We start from the raw sequence: 13,170 nt of genomic DNA, 5'->3' as shown, positions 1-13,170 counted from the left end.
GAAGTCGTGACCGGGCCGGGCTCACCGGCCCGGTTCCGGCAGCACGTCGGTCGGTCTGAGCAGGTCGTTCTGGTACGCGATGACGACGAGTTGCGCCCGGTCCCGAGCGTTCAGCTTGATCATCGTACGGTTGACGTGGGTCTTGACCGTCAGCGGCGAGACGTGCAACCGCTGGGCGATGTCGTCGTTGCTCAGCCCGTGCGCGACCAGCACCATGATCTCCATCTCCCGCTCGGTGACCAGGTCCAGAGCCGGCAGCCGGCGCACCGCCGGTGACCGGATCTGGTGGATGAACCGGCTGACCAGCCCCCGGGTGGCCTTCGGCGACAGCAGTGCTTCACCGGCCGCCACCACCCGGATCGCGTTCACCAGTTCGGCCGGCGCGACGTTCTTGCCGAGGAATCCGCTCGCCCCGGCCTGCAGCGCGAGCACCACGTTGTCGTCGTTGTCGAACGTGGTCAGCACGAGTACGCGTACCCCGGCCAGCCGCTCGTCGGCGGCGATCCGCCGGGTGGCCTCGATGCCGTCCATGTGCGGCATCCGGATGTCCATCAGCACCACGTCGATCCGCGCGGTGTGGCACAGGTCGACCGCCTCCCGCCCGTCCTCGGCCTCCCCCGCCACCGCCAGCCCGGGATCGGCGTCGATGATCATCTTGAAGCCGGCCCGGATCAGCGCCTGATCGTCGGCGAGCAGCACCCGGATCGTCACGTCAGCACCTTCCGGTCGCTGTCCATCGCTGCCGCGGGCAACACGGCGTGGACCCGGAACGAGCCGCCCGCAATGGCCCCGGTGGTGATCGTGCCGTGCGCGGCGGCGGCCCGTTCCCGCATGCCGATCAGGCCCAGACCGGATCCGGAGCTGTGCGGCTGCGGCCGGGCCGTTCGGTTGGTGATCTCGAGGGCGACGGTGTCCGGGCCGTACTCGATGTCGAGCAGCGCGCTGCCGTCGCCGTACTTGTGGGCGTTGGTGAGCGCCTCCTGCACGATCCGGAACGCGGCCAGGTCGACCACCGCGGGCAGCGGCCGGGTGTCGCCGCGCTGCTGCTGCCGGACCGCGAAGCCCATGGCCCGCAGCCCGTCGAGCAGGTCGGGCAGCCGGTCCATCCCGGGGGTCGGTTCGGTGCTGGTCATCTCGTCCGGGTCGCGCAGCACGCTGATCACCGATTTGATCTCCTCGAGGACGGTGTCCGCGGCGGTACGGATGTGCCCGAGCACCGGCCACACCTTCTCCGGCTGGTCGCGCAACGCGTGGTCGGCCGCTCCGGCGTGCACGCTGATCACCGCGATGTGGTGGGCCACCACGTCGTGCAGTTCGCGGGCGATGCGCAGCCGCTCGTCCATCACCCGCCGCCGGGCCTCCTCCTCGCGGGTCAGCTCGGCCTGGCGGGCCCGTTCGGTCACCTCGGCGATGTAGGCGCGGCGCATCCGGGTCGAGTCGCCGGCCCCGGCCCCGCCGAAGATGAAGGCGAAGAGCCCGAACTGGCCCGGCTCCCACCAGCTCCAGCCGTGCTTCGCGGTCCCGGCGGCGATCAGCGTGCCCCACACCACCGCGGCGTAGAACCAGGGACGCCGGCGCGAACTGTAGAGCGCGGCCGAGTACGTCAGCACGCCGACCGTGATGAACAGTCCGCCGCCCGGCGTCCCGGCCACGATGGTGATCACCGCTAGGACGGTGGTCAGAGCCAGGAGATGCTCCGGGTACCGCCGGCGGAGCAGGGTGGCCCCGGCAGCGAACAGGGCCAGCAGAGCCAGCCATCCGGTGACCGGTCCGCCGTCCAGCCGCAGGACCACCACGAGCTGGGCAGCCGCGAGCACCACGTCACCGAGCCGCGCCCGATGACGGTTGAGCCAGGGCGGCACCCACCGATGTTCCAGGTATTGCACGATCACGACGGTAGGCGGCCGGGCCCGCCGCATCGTCCTGTTCCCGCAGTAACGAGGCGCACGCCGGATACCGCGGATGCAGTACACCGGCGCCTGCGCAGGCCGGACGACCGCCGGCCGTTTCTCCGGGATCGTGATCAGCGTCCGATCACGCCCGAAGCGGAGGACCTCTCGTGGCAACCCTGTTGTACCGGCTCGGCCGGTTCTCGTTCCGGCAACGCCGGCTGACCCTGGCGGTCTGGGTCACCGTGCTGGCCCTGTTCGGCATCGGCGCCGCGACGCTGTCCGGCCCGACCAGCAACGCCTTCTCGATCCCGGGCACGGAGTCGTCGCGCGCCATGGAGGTGCTCGAGGAGAAGTTCGGTGGCGGTGGCGACGCCGCCTCCGCCAAGGTCGTCTTCACCGTGACCGGGCAGGCGAAGCTCACCGGCGCCGAGCAGAAGGCCGCGGTCGAGGCGGCCGTCGCCGCGCTGGCGAAGGCCCCGCAGGTCGCCTCGGTGGCGGAACCGTTCGAGGCCAAGACGATCTCGCAGGACCTGCAGACCGCCTACGCGACCGTCACCTACGCGGTCCCGGCCGCGGACATCACCGTGGCGGACCGCGAGGCGCTGCTGGCAGCCGGCGACAGCGCGGAGACCGCCGGTGTCGCGATCGAGTACTCCGGCGAGGTCACCCAGACCGCCGAGCAGAGCCATCTCGCCGAGGGCATCGGCATCGCGGTCGCCGCGCTGGTCCTGATCATCACCTTCGGTTCGCTGGTCGCCGCCGGGTTGCCGCTGCTGACCGCTCTGATCGGGGTCGGCATCGGGATGCTCGGCATCCAGGTCGCCACCGGCTTCTTCGACCTGTCGTCCTCGACCTCCGCGCTGGCCACCATGCTCGGCCTGGCGGTCGGCATCGACTACGCGCTGTTCGTCGTCTCCCGCTACCGCCATGAGCTGGCCGCGGGCCGGGACGGCGAGGAGGCCGCCGGCCGGGCGGTCGGCACCGCCGGTTCCGCGGTCGTCTTCGCCGGCCTCACCGTGATCATCGCGCTGGCCGCGCTGAGCGTCACCGGCATCCCGTTCCTCACCGCGATGGGCGTCGCCGCCGCCGGCACAGTCGCCGTCGCCGTGGTGATCACGCTCAGCCTGGTCCCCGCCCTGCTCGGCTTCGCCGGCCGCCGGGTCCTGCCGAAGCGGCACCGGCGGAGCAGCGCCAAGGTCCCGTTCGGCGAGCGCTGGGCCCGCGGCGTGCTGCGGCACCGCTGGGCCGCGCTGCTGATCTCGCTCGGCCTGATCGCCGTCGTCGCCCTGCCGGCCACCGAACTGCGGCTCGCGCTGCCCGACGACAGCACGGCCGCGGTGGAGTCCACCCAGCGCAAGGCGTACGACCAGCTCGCCGAGGGCTTCGGCGCCGGCTCGAACGGCCCGCTCGTGGTGGTCCTCCCGGCCGCCGGCGCGGAACAGGCCCAGCAGGTCATCGGCAAGATGAACGACGTCGCCATGGTCACCCCGCCGACCGTCAACAAGGCCGGCGACACCGCGATGCTCACCGTCATCCCGGCCTCCGCGCCGACCAGTGAGGCGACCAAGGACCTGGTGCACGAGATCCGCGCCTCCGGCATCCCCGGTCTCGCCGTCACCGGCACCACCGCCGTCAACATCGACATCTCGGAGAAGCTGTCCGGCGCGCTGATTCCGTACCTCGCGATCGTCGTCGGCCTCGCGTTCGTACTCCTCATGCTGGTCTTCCGCAGCATCGTGGTGCCGCTCAAGGCCACCGCCGGATTCCTGCTCAGCGTGGCGGCCGCATTCGGGGCGCTGGTCTTCATCTTCCAGGAGGGCCACCTGGCGGGCCTGATCGGTCTGGACTCCACCGGCCCGCTGGTCAGCATCATGCCGATCTTCCTGATCGGCATCCTGTTCGGCCTGGCCATGGACTACGAGGTCTTCCTGGTCACCCGGGCCCGCGAGGAATACGTGCACGGCGCCACGCCGGACGAGGCCGTGGTCGCCGGGATGAGCCACGGCGCCCGGGTGGTCACCGCGGCCGCGCTGATCATGATGAGCGTCTTCGCGGGATTCATCCTGGCCGACGACACGATCATCAAGATGCTCGGCTTCGGGCTCGCCTTCGGGGTCGCGGTGGACGCGTTCCTCGTACGGATGACCATCGTCCCCGCCGTGATGTCGCTGCTCGGCCGCTCGGCCTGGTGGCTGCCGCGCTGGCTGGACCGGATGCTGCCGAACGTGGACGTCGAGGGTGAACAGCTCACCAAGCAGCTCGCCGCCGCCGAGCGGGAGCGGGTCCCGGCCGACGTTTAAGGGTCTATATCCGGGTTGTCACGGATCCGCCGCCGGCAGCACCGTTGGAATGATGGGCGCTTCTCGTCACCTGGCCTTGGGGAGGCCGACATGAGATTCAGCCGTCTCGGTGCTGCCGGCGCGCTCGCCGTCGTGCTGCTGGCCGCGGGGTGCGGAGCCGATCCAGCCGCTGATCCACCCGCCGCGCCCGCCACCGACCCGCACACCGGGCACAGCGCCGGCTCGGCGCCACCGCCGGCGCCGCTGCGCACCGGGGAACGCTTCGCCGACATCGGGCTCAGCCGGCCGTACAAGCCGGCGGCACCCAACGGCGGCACCGACGAGTACCGGTGCTTCCTCGTCGACCCGCAGCTCACCGAACCGGCGTACCTGACCGGCAGCAGGTTCCTGCCGCAGAACGCGGCCATCGTGCACCACGCGATCTTCTACCGGCTCGACCCGGAGCAGGCGAAGGCCGCCGGCCAGGTCGACGCCGACACGCCCGGCGAGGGCTGGACCTGCTTCGGCGACTCCGGCGTGCAGGGTGAGACCGCCTGGGTCGCGCACTGGGCGCCCGGCGCGGGCGAGACGCTGATGCCGGCGGGCTACGGCTTCGAGATGCCGCCCGGCAGCAAGCTCGTCATGCAGGTGCACTACAACCTCCTCGGCGGCGCCGGCAGCGACCAGTCCGGCATGCAGATGCGCCTCGCCGACGGCAAGACGCAGCTCAAGCCGCTCGAGACCGCGCTCGCGATGGCCCCGATCGAGCTGCCCTGCGAGCCCGGCGGCACCGGACCGCTCTGCGACCGCGAGACCGCCGTCGCCGACGTGGCGAAACGCTTCGGGGAGGAGTCCGGTCAGACCGTCGACCAGCTGGTCCAGTGGTGCAGCGGCGGCACGCCCAAGCCGGGCAACACGCAGAGCTGCGACCAGCCGATCGAGCAGGCCGGCACGATCCACATGGCCGCCGGTCACATGCACCTGCTGGGCCGCTCGATCAAGGTCGAGCTCAACCCGGGCACGGCCCGGGCGCAGACCGTCCTCGACCAGCCGAACTACAACTTCGACAACCAGGCGCTGGTGCCGCTGGCCAAGCCGATCAAGGTGACCGGCGGCGACGTGGTCCGGGTGACCTGCACCCACGACGCCACGCTGCGGGCGAAACTGCCGCAGCTCAAGAGCCTGCCGTCCCGGTACGTGGTGTGGGGCGAGGGCACCAGCGACGAGATGTGCCTCGGCATCATGGTGATGTCCGCTGGGTAACAACCAGCCCATGACCGAGTACGGCATTCACGCCTCGCACGAGCAGATCCCGCCCGGCGCGCTCCTGGAAGCGGTGATCGCCGCCGAACGCGCCGGCTTCGACGCCGCGATGTGCTCCGACCACTTCTCACCGTGGAGCACCCGCCAGGGCCAGAGCGGTTTCGCCTGGTCCTGGCTGGGTGCCGCGCTACAGGCCACGAACCTGTCGTTCGGCGTGGTCAACGCGCCCGGCCAGCGCTACCACCCGGCGATCATCGCGCAGGCGATCGGCACGCTGGGCTCGATGTACCCGGGCCGGTTCTGGACCGCGCTCGGCACCGGCGAGTACAGCAACGAGCACATCACCGGCGGCAAGTGGCCCCGCAAGGAGGTCCGCAACCAGCGGCTGCGCGAGTCCGTCGACGTCATCCGCGACCTGCTCAACGGCGAGGAGGTCTCCCGCGACGGGCTGGTCACCGTCGACCGGGCCCGGCTCTGGACCCGCCCGGAGATCACCCCGCCCCTGATCGGCGCCGCGGTCAGCACGAAGACGGCCCGCTGGTGCGCGGAATGGGCCGACGGCCTGGTCACGGTCAACGCCCCGGAACAGCACCTGCGCGAGATGATCTCGGCGTACCGGGACGCCGGCGGCCGCGGCCCGATCTGCCTCCAGGTGCACCTGAGCTGGGCGCCCACCCAGGCCGAGGCTGAGGAGATCGCCCACCACCAGTGGCGCAGCAACATCTTCCGGCCGCCGGTCTGCTGGGACCTGGCCACCGCCGAGGAGTTCGACGTGATCTCCGAGAACGTGCCGGTCGAGCAGGTGGCGAAGACCGTCAACGTCTCCGCCGACCTCGAGCGTCACATCGCCCTGCTGCGCGGTTACGCCGCGCTCGGCTTCGACCGCATCTACCTGCATCACGTGGGCCAGGATCTGGGTCCGTTCGTGGAGACGTTCGGCGCGAAGGTCCTGCCTGCATTGCGATGATTTCGGTACGGGCTACGAAAGGTACCTCGGCTACCGCGCGACCACCTGCCCGCTCCCGGCCCCAGCGCGGCCGCCGGGAAACGGCAGGTGGTCACCGGTGGATGGCCGCGGCCGCCTTGTCGAACAGGTCCTCCAGCGGGACCGCCCCCGCGCTGCGGGCCCACGCCTCACCCGCCACGTCGAGGCAGGTCAGCACGCAGGCGACGAGCGCTTCCGCCCGTACCTCAAAGGGGTCTTCGGGATCGGCGCCCAGCCGGCGGCGGACCTCGGGGGTGAGCAGTGCCTGCCATTGCAGGTGTTTCTCGATGCTGCGCGCGCGCAGCGAGGGTGTCTCATGGACCATCGTGAAGACCTTGAGCATGTCCTCGTCGGTCTCCGATGAAGCGTCCTTGACGCTGTGCAGCGCGCTGACCAGCGCGGTCCACGGCTCCTCGGTGTCCGGGCGGGCCTCGAGGGCCTCCTTGATCAACTCGCCACGGGCGGCCAGGTCGCCGAGGACCACGTCCTCCTTCGTGCCGAAGTAGCGGAAGAACGAGCGCCGCGAGATGCCGGCCGCGGCGGCGATGTCGTCGATCGTGGTGGCGTCGAAACCGCGCGCCAGGAAGAGCTCCATCGCGGTCCGGGTGATCTCGCCGTAGACGGCGTTGCGGGTCCGGGACCAGAGCGTCATGACCCCGAACCTAGCACGCCATGCCCCATTGACACTCAGTGCCAGATAGACATAGCGTGTCAGCATGGCTGTCGACTACCGCAACCAGACCACCCTGATCACCGGCGCCAGCTCCGGGCTCGGCGCCGAGTTCGCCCGCCGGCTCGCCCAGCGCGGCTCCCACCTGGTCCTCGTCGCCCGCCGCGGCGACCGGCTCGAATCGCTCGCCACCACGCTCACCGCCGACCACGGCGTCACCGTCACCCCGATCGCGATGGACCTGGCCGTCCCCGGCGCGGGCGCCAAACTCGCCGCGGCCGTCGACGGCATCGAGATCACCAGCCTGATCAACAACGCCGGGTTCGGCACGCACAGCCTGTTCCACCAGGCCGACCCGCAGCGGCTCACCGACGAGATCACCCTCAACGTGACCAGCCTGACCGAGATCAGCCGCGCGTTCATCGAGCCGCTGCGCCGCCACGGCGCAGGCATCCTGGTCAACGTGGCCAGCATCGCCGGCTACCAGCCCGGCCCGACCCTCGCCGTCTACGCCGCCACCAAGGCCTACGTGCTCAGCTTCACCGAGGCGCTGCACTTCGAGTCCCGCGGCACCGGCCTGCGGGTGATGGCCCTGTCCCCCGGCGCCACCGACACCGAGTTCTTCGACGTCGCCGGCCAGGGCGCCGACGGCGGCACCCGGCGGATGAAAGCCGACCAGGTCGTCGCCCTCACGCTGAAGGCGCTGGACCGCCGCACCCCGCCACCCAGCCTGATCACCGGCCGCGCCAACCGGCTCATGATGGGCGCCGGCCGGCTCGTCGGCCGCCGCCTGACCACCGCCGCCCTCGGCCGGATGATGACCCGCTGACGCCGGCACGCGCAGGCGCTGCTGCTCACCGCCACCGCGCAGGCGCTGCTGCTCACCGCCACCGCGCAGGCGCTGCTGCTCACCGCCACCGCGCAGCCGCTCGCATCGATCGATCACCATGGGCGGGTGCCCCGCCGCCCGCGTACCGCCCTGACGAGATCCGCAGCCATCTTCGGCAGCTATGTCGGCGCGGCCGCCGTCGCCGCCACCCTCCCGTTCTGGGGCCTGCCCGGTGACCAGCTGACCACCGCCCTGGGGATCGTCGTCCTGGCCGGTTTCTGGTGCGGCCAGCAGCTGGTCCGGTACCACGGCGCCCTCCAGGTCGGCGGCGTCTTCCTGGCCGCCCTCCTGATCATCCCGACCGGCCTGGCCACCCACGCGACGATGCTGGCCCGGTGCGGCGACCAGGTCACCACCGTCGTGACGCCGGACCACCTTCACACGCTGGACGCGATCCCCCAGCCGCTGCAGCGGGACGGGCCCGACTCCACCCTCGGTGACCAGGTCGACATCGTGGTCGACCCGGACGGGCGGGTCCCACCGAAGACGGCCGGCGAGGCGGCTGCGGCGACCCCACTGTGGATCACCGCTGGGGTCGGGCTGGTGCTGACCTTCGCCCTGTCCGTGGCCGGGGGCCGCAGCCGCGGCTCCGGCCGGGCACCTCGAAAGGGCCCCCTCGGCCTATGGTGGTCCGGCCACTGACCCCGCTCACGCCGGCATTGCCCGGCTGCCTCTGGCCGGCAGGCTCAGCCAGTGCTCGGCCGGCCATTTACTGGGTTGCTCGACCACTGACGCCCTTCGGCCACTGGTCTGTCGGCCGCTGATGCCCCTTCGGCCGTTGCTCTGGCCGCCGCTGACGCCCTTCGGCCGTTGGCCTGGCCGCCGCCGACGCCCCTTCGGCCGATGGCCTGGCCGCCGCCGACGCCCCTTCGGCCGATGGCCTGGCCGCCGCCGACGCCCCTTCGGCCGTTGGTTTGTCGGCCGCTGACCGGCCCGGTCGGCCTTCGCGGGCCCGGCTGCCGAAAATGTCGGTGGTCGCGCCTAGGCTGGCCGGCATGACCTACGTGACCACCCAGGACTGGGACGCCGGCGCCTCTGAGCTGCGCAGCCACGAGGGGGTCACGTTCCCCGACCTCGACCTCTGCGAGACCGACGTGCAGGGCGTCGAGTTCTCCGCCTGCACCTTCCGCGACGCCCGGTTCAACTGCTCCCGCCAGGTCGACGTCGCCTTTGTGAACTGCACTTTTGTGAACTGCACGTTCTTCGACGCCACCTTCACCAATTGCAAGATGGTGGGCAGCACCTTCGAGCGCTGCACCTTCGACATCATGACCGTCGAGGGCGGCGACTGGTCCTTCGCCCAGCTGGCCCGAGCCGACCTGAGCAGCGCCACCCTGACCGGCGTCCGGATGCGCGAGACCGACCTGACCGGCGCCCGCTGCCACGGCGGCACCATGCGCGACCTGGACCTCTCCGGCGCCGTCCTGACCGCCGTCGACTTCACCGGCTGCGACCTGCGCGGCACGGACTTGTCCGCTCTGGACCCGGCCACAGCCGAGCTGCGCAACGCCATCATCACCGTCGACCAGGCCATCAGCGTGGCGATGGCCTTGGGCCTGCAGATCCGGGACTGACGCGCTCGCTTGTCGCTCAGTGTCGCTTCGCGCAGCCGGATACAGCCTTGACCGCCAGCCAAGGCAACGAGATGGCGGTCAAGGCTGTATCTGCGGCTTCGAAACAGCACTCAGCGCCAGCCACGCCAACCGGCTAGCGCCCGACAGGTCGTCCGGAAGTGTTACGTGTCTCAGCGGCGGCCCGGCACCACCGGCCGCCGCCCACGCCGGTATCCGGAAAGGGATTACCCGTCTCAGCGGCGGCCCGGCACCACCGGCCGCCGCCCACGCCGGTATCCGGAAAGGGATTACCCGTCTCAGCGGCGGCCCGGCACCACCGGCCGCCGCCCACGCCGGTATCCGGAAAGGGATTACCTGTCTCAGCGGCGGCTCGGCACCGCCAGCCGCCGTTCACGCGGGTATCCGGGCCGGGGTTACCCGTCTCAGCGGCGGCTCGGGACCACCGGCCGTCGCTCACGCGGGTATCCGGGCTGGGATTACCTGCCTCGGCGGCGGCTCGGCACCGCCAGCCGCCGTTCACGCGGGTATCCGGGCTGGGATTACCTGTTTCAGCGGCGGCTCGGGACCGTCGGCCGCCGTTCACGCGGGTATCTGGGCTGGGATTACCTGTCTCGGTGACGGCTGGCTGGCGTCGGCCGTCGGTGGTGTGGGGAATGGCAGACGCGTTGGCTGCGTCAGGAGCGGCTCGGTTTCGGCGGCCGGCGGTCACGTTGCGCAGATCAACAGGGCCGGCGGGGAGGCGGGGAGCCGGCGGTCAGCTGAGTAGCTTTGCGCGTTCGGCGTCCAGCCGTTGTAGGCGGGTGCGCAGGTCCGCGATTCGGGCGGAGAGCGACGTGCGGAGTTCGCGGACCCGGACGGCGGCACGGCCGATCTGCGCCAGGCCGTTGTCGATCTGCGAGCGTACGTCCAGGTCGGTGAAGATGTTGTCGAAGAAGATGTCGATTGTCCGGGTTGTGCCGTCTACACCCAGCGGAGCAGCTACCGGGGCGGCCAGGTCGCCGGCGGCCAGGTCGCCGGCGTCCAGCTCGTCTCGCAGGGTCTTGAGCAGCCGTTCTGCACCGGCCACGTGGCCGGCGGCCTCCTCCAGGCGGTGGTGCTTGGCGCTGCTGCTTACGGAACCGCCGCCTAGGAACGTGTCCGCGGCCGACCAGGCGTCGGCCGACTCGAGCAGTCCGTTCGCCTCGCGTAGCGCCTCGGCGGCCTGTCCCGCGGTCGCCGCCGCACGCTGCAAGTGATTCAGCTCGGCGGTCAGTCGCTCCCGCTCGCCGGCGAGTTTTGTGAGCCTGTCGCCCGTACCGTTGCTGGTTTTTCGAAGGTGCTGCTCGCGTTCGGTGAGCGCGGCCGCGTATGTCGCCGGTGCCGTTCCGGTGGCATCCATCCTGGCCGTCACCTGCCTGAGTTGCGCATGCAGATCGTCGAGGCGCGCTTGCGCCCCGGCGACCAGATCCCGGGCCTGCCGCACTTCGGCGCGTTCCCGGTCCAGGCTGCGGCCGTGGGCGCCGCGCAGCGTGGTCAGGACCCGGTCCACCGTGAAACCCTCCAGCCGGCCGACGTCCTGCTCCTCCTCGGCCAGCTGCCGGCGCAGCCTCTCCAACTCGCTGCTGACCTGCGTGATCGCCGCGGTGATGCCGGCCCGCCGCGGTATCAGCTGCTCCCGCTCGCGCATCGTGGCGGCAAGGCGGGCGATTTTCGCATCGAGATCCTCAGGGTCTTTCGGTGCGTCCATGTCTTGAGGAAAGCTCAGGCGCGCAAGAGCCGCTTTCCGGCCAGACCTGAAAGGCGACATGACGCACCCGTATTGGGCCGGCGACCCCTACCGGCAGGCCCGCATCGCGCTGCAGCACGGTGACCCCACTCCCGCACTCGGCCTGCTCGCTGCCGCGCGGGGCGATGCCACCTACCGGATTCACGCGATCTGCTGGTTGGTCGACGGGGTCGTCCCGCAGCTGCCGCTGCTGGAGACCCGGCTCGGCCAGGACCCGTGGAACCCGGACCTGTGGCTGCTGGTCGGCGCCGTCCAGCAGGAGGCGGCCTGGGACGCGCGCGGCGCTGACCGCATTGCGAACACCAGCGAGGACCAGATCCGCGGCCTGCTGCACCACATGACCCGCGCCCGCTCGTCGCTGCGCCGCGCCGCGGAGCTGCTGCCCGACGACCCCGCGCCCTGGTTCCAGCTGATGAGCTGCGCGATGGCCGCCAAGTCCTACCCCGGCGAGATGCACGACATGTGGAAGGAACTGGTGCAACGCGGTGGCGACGTGGCCTACCAGGCGAACCGGCTCCGCCTGGTCTGCCTCACCGAGAAGTGGCACGGCAGCGAGGCGGAATGCTTCGCCTTCGCCCGGGAACGCACCCGCGACCTGCCGCCCGGCCATCCACTGCACGCGCTCGTCCCACTGGCTCACGTCGAGGCGTACGTCGAGCTGCGCAGCGCGGACCGCGTGACGACCCGGGTCTGGGCGGCGATCCGCTACCTCAGCAAACGCCCGGTGAAGACCGAGATCGACCAGGCCTCGGACCGCCTCCTCGCCGGCTCGGACGCTTTCGCCGGCCATCCCGCCTCGCGGGAGGCACACCAGGCTTTCGCCTGCGTCTACGCCGACAACGGCGACCTCGACCGGGCCCGCCACCACCTGATCCGCAGCGGCGACGAGGCCACCTGGCCATGGACCTACTTCGGCGACAAGGACGAACTCTTCGAGCGCGCCCGCGTCCGCGCCGGCCTGCCACCCCGGCACAGCCCGCCAGGCCGGCCGGCTTCACCACGCTGACCCCGAGCCACGGCGCGGGTGACGGTCGGGGCGGCCTGGCCGCCGGAGGGGGCAGGCAACGCGGGCCGATACCTGCGTGCGCGACGGCCGGCGCGGCGGGGCCGGCGCTGTGACTGTCGGCCGGATACCTGCATGGGCTACGGCTGGCGCGGGGTCAGGTGTCGAAGGCGGCGAGGTGGCGGGTCCGGGCGGCGGCCAGATGGGCGTGCATCGCGGCCTCGGCGGCGGCCGGGTCGGCGGCGGCGATGGCGGCGGCGATGTGGTGATGTTCCTGGCTGGTGGAGGCCGTCTCGGCGAACGGGAAGTACAGCCGGTGGATGTGCAGGTGCGCGTGAAGCCGGGTGATCGCGTCGCGGAGCAGCGGGTTCGTGGCGGCGGCTGCCACGTGGTCGTGGAAGAGGGCGTCGCGGGCCGTGAACGAGGCGTGCGAATGCGGCCCTTCCGGGTCGGCGATGGCCGCGGAGCCGAGGATCAGCGCGCGGGCGTCACCGGAGGCGCGGGCGGCGGCCCAGCGGGCGGAGGCGCCTTCGAGGACCATCCGCATGTCGAACATGTCGTTGAACTCGTCGCGGGTCAGCAGCGGGCTGACCGTGTATCCGGCGAGGGGCCGTTTCCGGACCAGGCCTTCGGATTCGAGGCGGGCCAGGGCTTCGCGGACCGGCGTCGGCGAGACCTGTAGGGAGCGGGCCAGCCCGTCGATGTTGAGCTTCGCCTCGGGGGCGAGCTGGTGCGAGACGATGAGTGCCTTGAGCGACTCGTGCACGTCGTCGCTGAGAACCGAGCGGCGGATCGGTGCCGACATCGTTACCCTCCGGGTTGACGGAGACATCGACAGGCGTTAAACAGT

At 71.4% G+C, this 13,170-nt stretch carries 12 protein-coding genes; 7 read left to right on the top strand and 5 right to left on the bottom strand.

Going from position 1 to position 13,170, the window contains the following annotated elements:
• Positions 1–21: 21 nt before the first annotated feature.
• Positions 22–711: a response regulator transcription factor gene (locus tag OHA21_RS50535; RefSeq protein WP_328467998.1), complete on the bottom strand. Its 690-nt coding sequence runs from the start codon at positions 709–711 to the stop codon at positions 22–24.
• Positions 708–1,886 carry a sensor histidine kinase gene (locus OHA21_RS50530; protein ID WP_328467996.1) on the bottom strand — a complete coding sequence of 393 codons (1,179 nt, stop codon included), beginning with the start codon at positions 1,884–1,886 and terminating at the stop codon, positions 708–710. The genes OHA21_RS50535 and OHA21_RS50530 overlap by 4 nt, the downstream gene beginning before the upstream one ends.
• Before the next feature lie 173 nt (positions 1,887–2,059).
• Between OHA21_RS50530 and OHA21_RS50525 the strand changes: the two genes are divergently transcribed.
• From OHA21_RS50525 to OHA21_RS50515, 3 genes are all read left to right on the top strand, one after another.
• Positions 2,060–4,192 (top strand): MMPL family transporter, encoded by a 2,133-nt coding sequence (locus tag OHA21_RS50525; protein ID WP_328467994.1) that lies wholly within the window; start codon positions 2,060–2,062, stop codon positions 4,190–4,192.
• 90 nt (positions 4,193–4,282) lie between these two features.
• Positions 4,283–5,434: a monooxygenase gene (locus OHA21_RS50520; RefSeq protein WP_328467992.1), complete on the top strand. Its 1,152-nt coding sequence runs from the start codon at positions 4,283–4,285 to the stop codon at positions 5,432–5,434.
• A gap of 10 nt (positions 5,435–5,444) precedes the next feature.
• Positions 5,445–6,401, top strand: a complete 957-nt coding sequence (locus OHA21_RS50515; RefSeq protein WP_328467990.1) for a TIGR03885 family FMN-dependent LLM class oxidoreductase — start codon at positions 5,445–5,447, stop codon at positions 6,399–6,401.
• Between the two features lie 91 nt (positions 6,402–6,492).
• Here the strand turns inward: OHA21_RS50515 and OHA21_RS50510 are convergent, their stop codons facing one another.
• The gene (locus tag OHA21_RS50510; protein ID WP_328467988.1) at positions 6,493–7,071 is read right to left on the bottom strand and encodes a TetR family transcriptional regulator; all 579 of its coding nucleotides are present in this window, start codon (positions 7,069–7,071) and stop codon (positions 6,493–6,495) included.
• A 64-nt stretch (positions 7,072–7,135) separates the two neighbouring features.
• On the opposite strand from OHA21_RS50510, the gene OHA21_RS50505 reads away from it, so the two are divergent.
• The 3 genes from OHA21_RS50505 to OHA21_RS50495 all read left to right on the top strand — a co-directional run bounded on the left by OHA21_RS50505 (position 7,136) and on the right by OHA21_RS50495 (position 9,552).
• A complete protein-coding gene (locus OHA21_RS50505) occupies positions 7,136–7,918 on the top strand; it encodes an SDR family NAD(P)-dependent oxidoreductase (RefSeq protein WP_328467986.1) in 783 nt (260 codons plus the stop codon).
• A 126-nt stretch (positions 7,919–8,044) separates the two neighbouring features.
• Positions 8,045–8,620, top strand: a complete 576-nt coding sequence (locus OHA21_RS50500; RefSeq protein ID WP_328467984.1) for a hypothetical protein — start codon at positions 8,045–8,047, stop codon at positions 8,618–8,620.
• Between the two features lie 353 nt (positions 8,621–8,973).
• Positions 8,974–9,552, top strand: coding sequence for a pentapeptide repeat-containing protein (locus tag OHA21_RS50495; protein WP_328467982.1), 579 nt, complete (start codon positions 8,974–8,976; stop codon positions 9,550–9,552).
• A gap of 754 nt (positions 9,553–10,306) precedes the next feature.
• Here the strand turns inward: OHA21_RS50495 and OHA21_RS50490 are convergent.
• Complete coding sequence (locus OHA21_RS50490; protein ID WP_328467980.1) at positions 10,307–11,278, bottom strand: hypothetical protein; 972 nt, start codon at positions 11,276–11,278, stop codon at positions 10,307–10,309.
• Between the two features lie 58 nt (positions 11,279–11,336).
• Between OHA21_RS50490 and OHA21_RS50485 the strand changes: the two genes are divergently transcribed.
• Positions 11,337–12,323, top strand: coding sequence for a hypothetical protein (locus OHA21_RS50485; RefSeq protein ID WP_328467978.1), 987 nt, complete (start codon positions 11,337–11,339; stop codon positions 12,321–12,323).
• Between the two features lie 154 nt (positions 12,324–12,477).
• Here OHA21_RS50485 and OHA21_RS50480 read toward each other — a convergent pair whose 3' ends face one another.
• Positions 12,478–13,125, bottom strand: a complete 648-nt coding sequence (locus tag OHA21_RS50480; protein WP_328467976.1) for a GntR family transcriptional regulator — start codon at positions 13,123–13,125, stop codon at positions 12,478–12,480.
• Positions 13,126–13,170: the final 45 nt, after the last annotated feature.

Source organism: Actinoplanes sp. NBC_00393 (genome assembly GCF_036053395.1).
Taxonomy (GTDB): domain Bacteria; phylum Actinomycetota; class Actinomycetes; order Mycobacteriales; family Micromonosporaceae; genus Actinoplanes.
The sequence above is the reverse complement of the archived record's forward strand: the minus strand, read 5'-3'. Positions and strand labels throughout refer to the sequence as shown.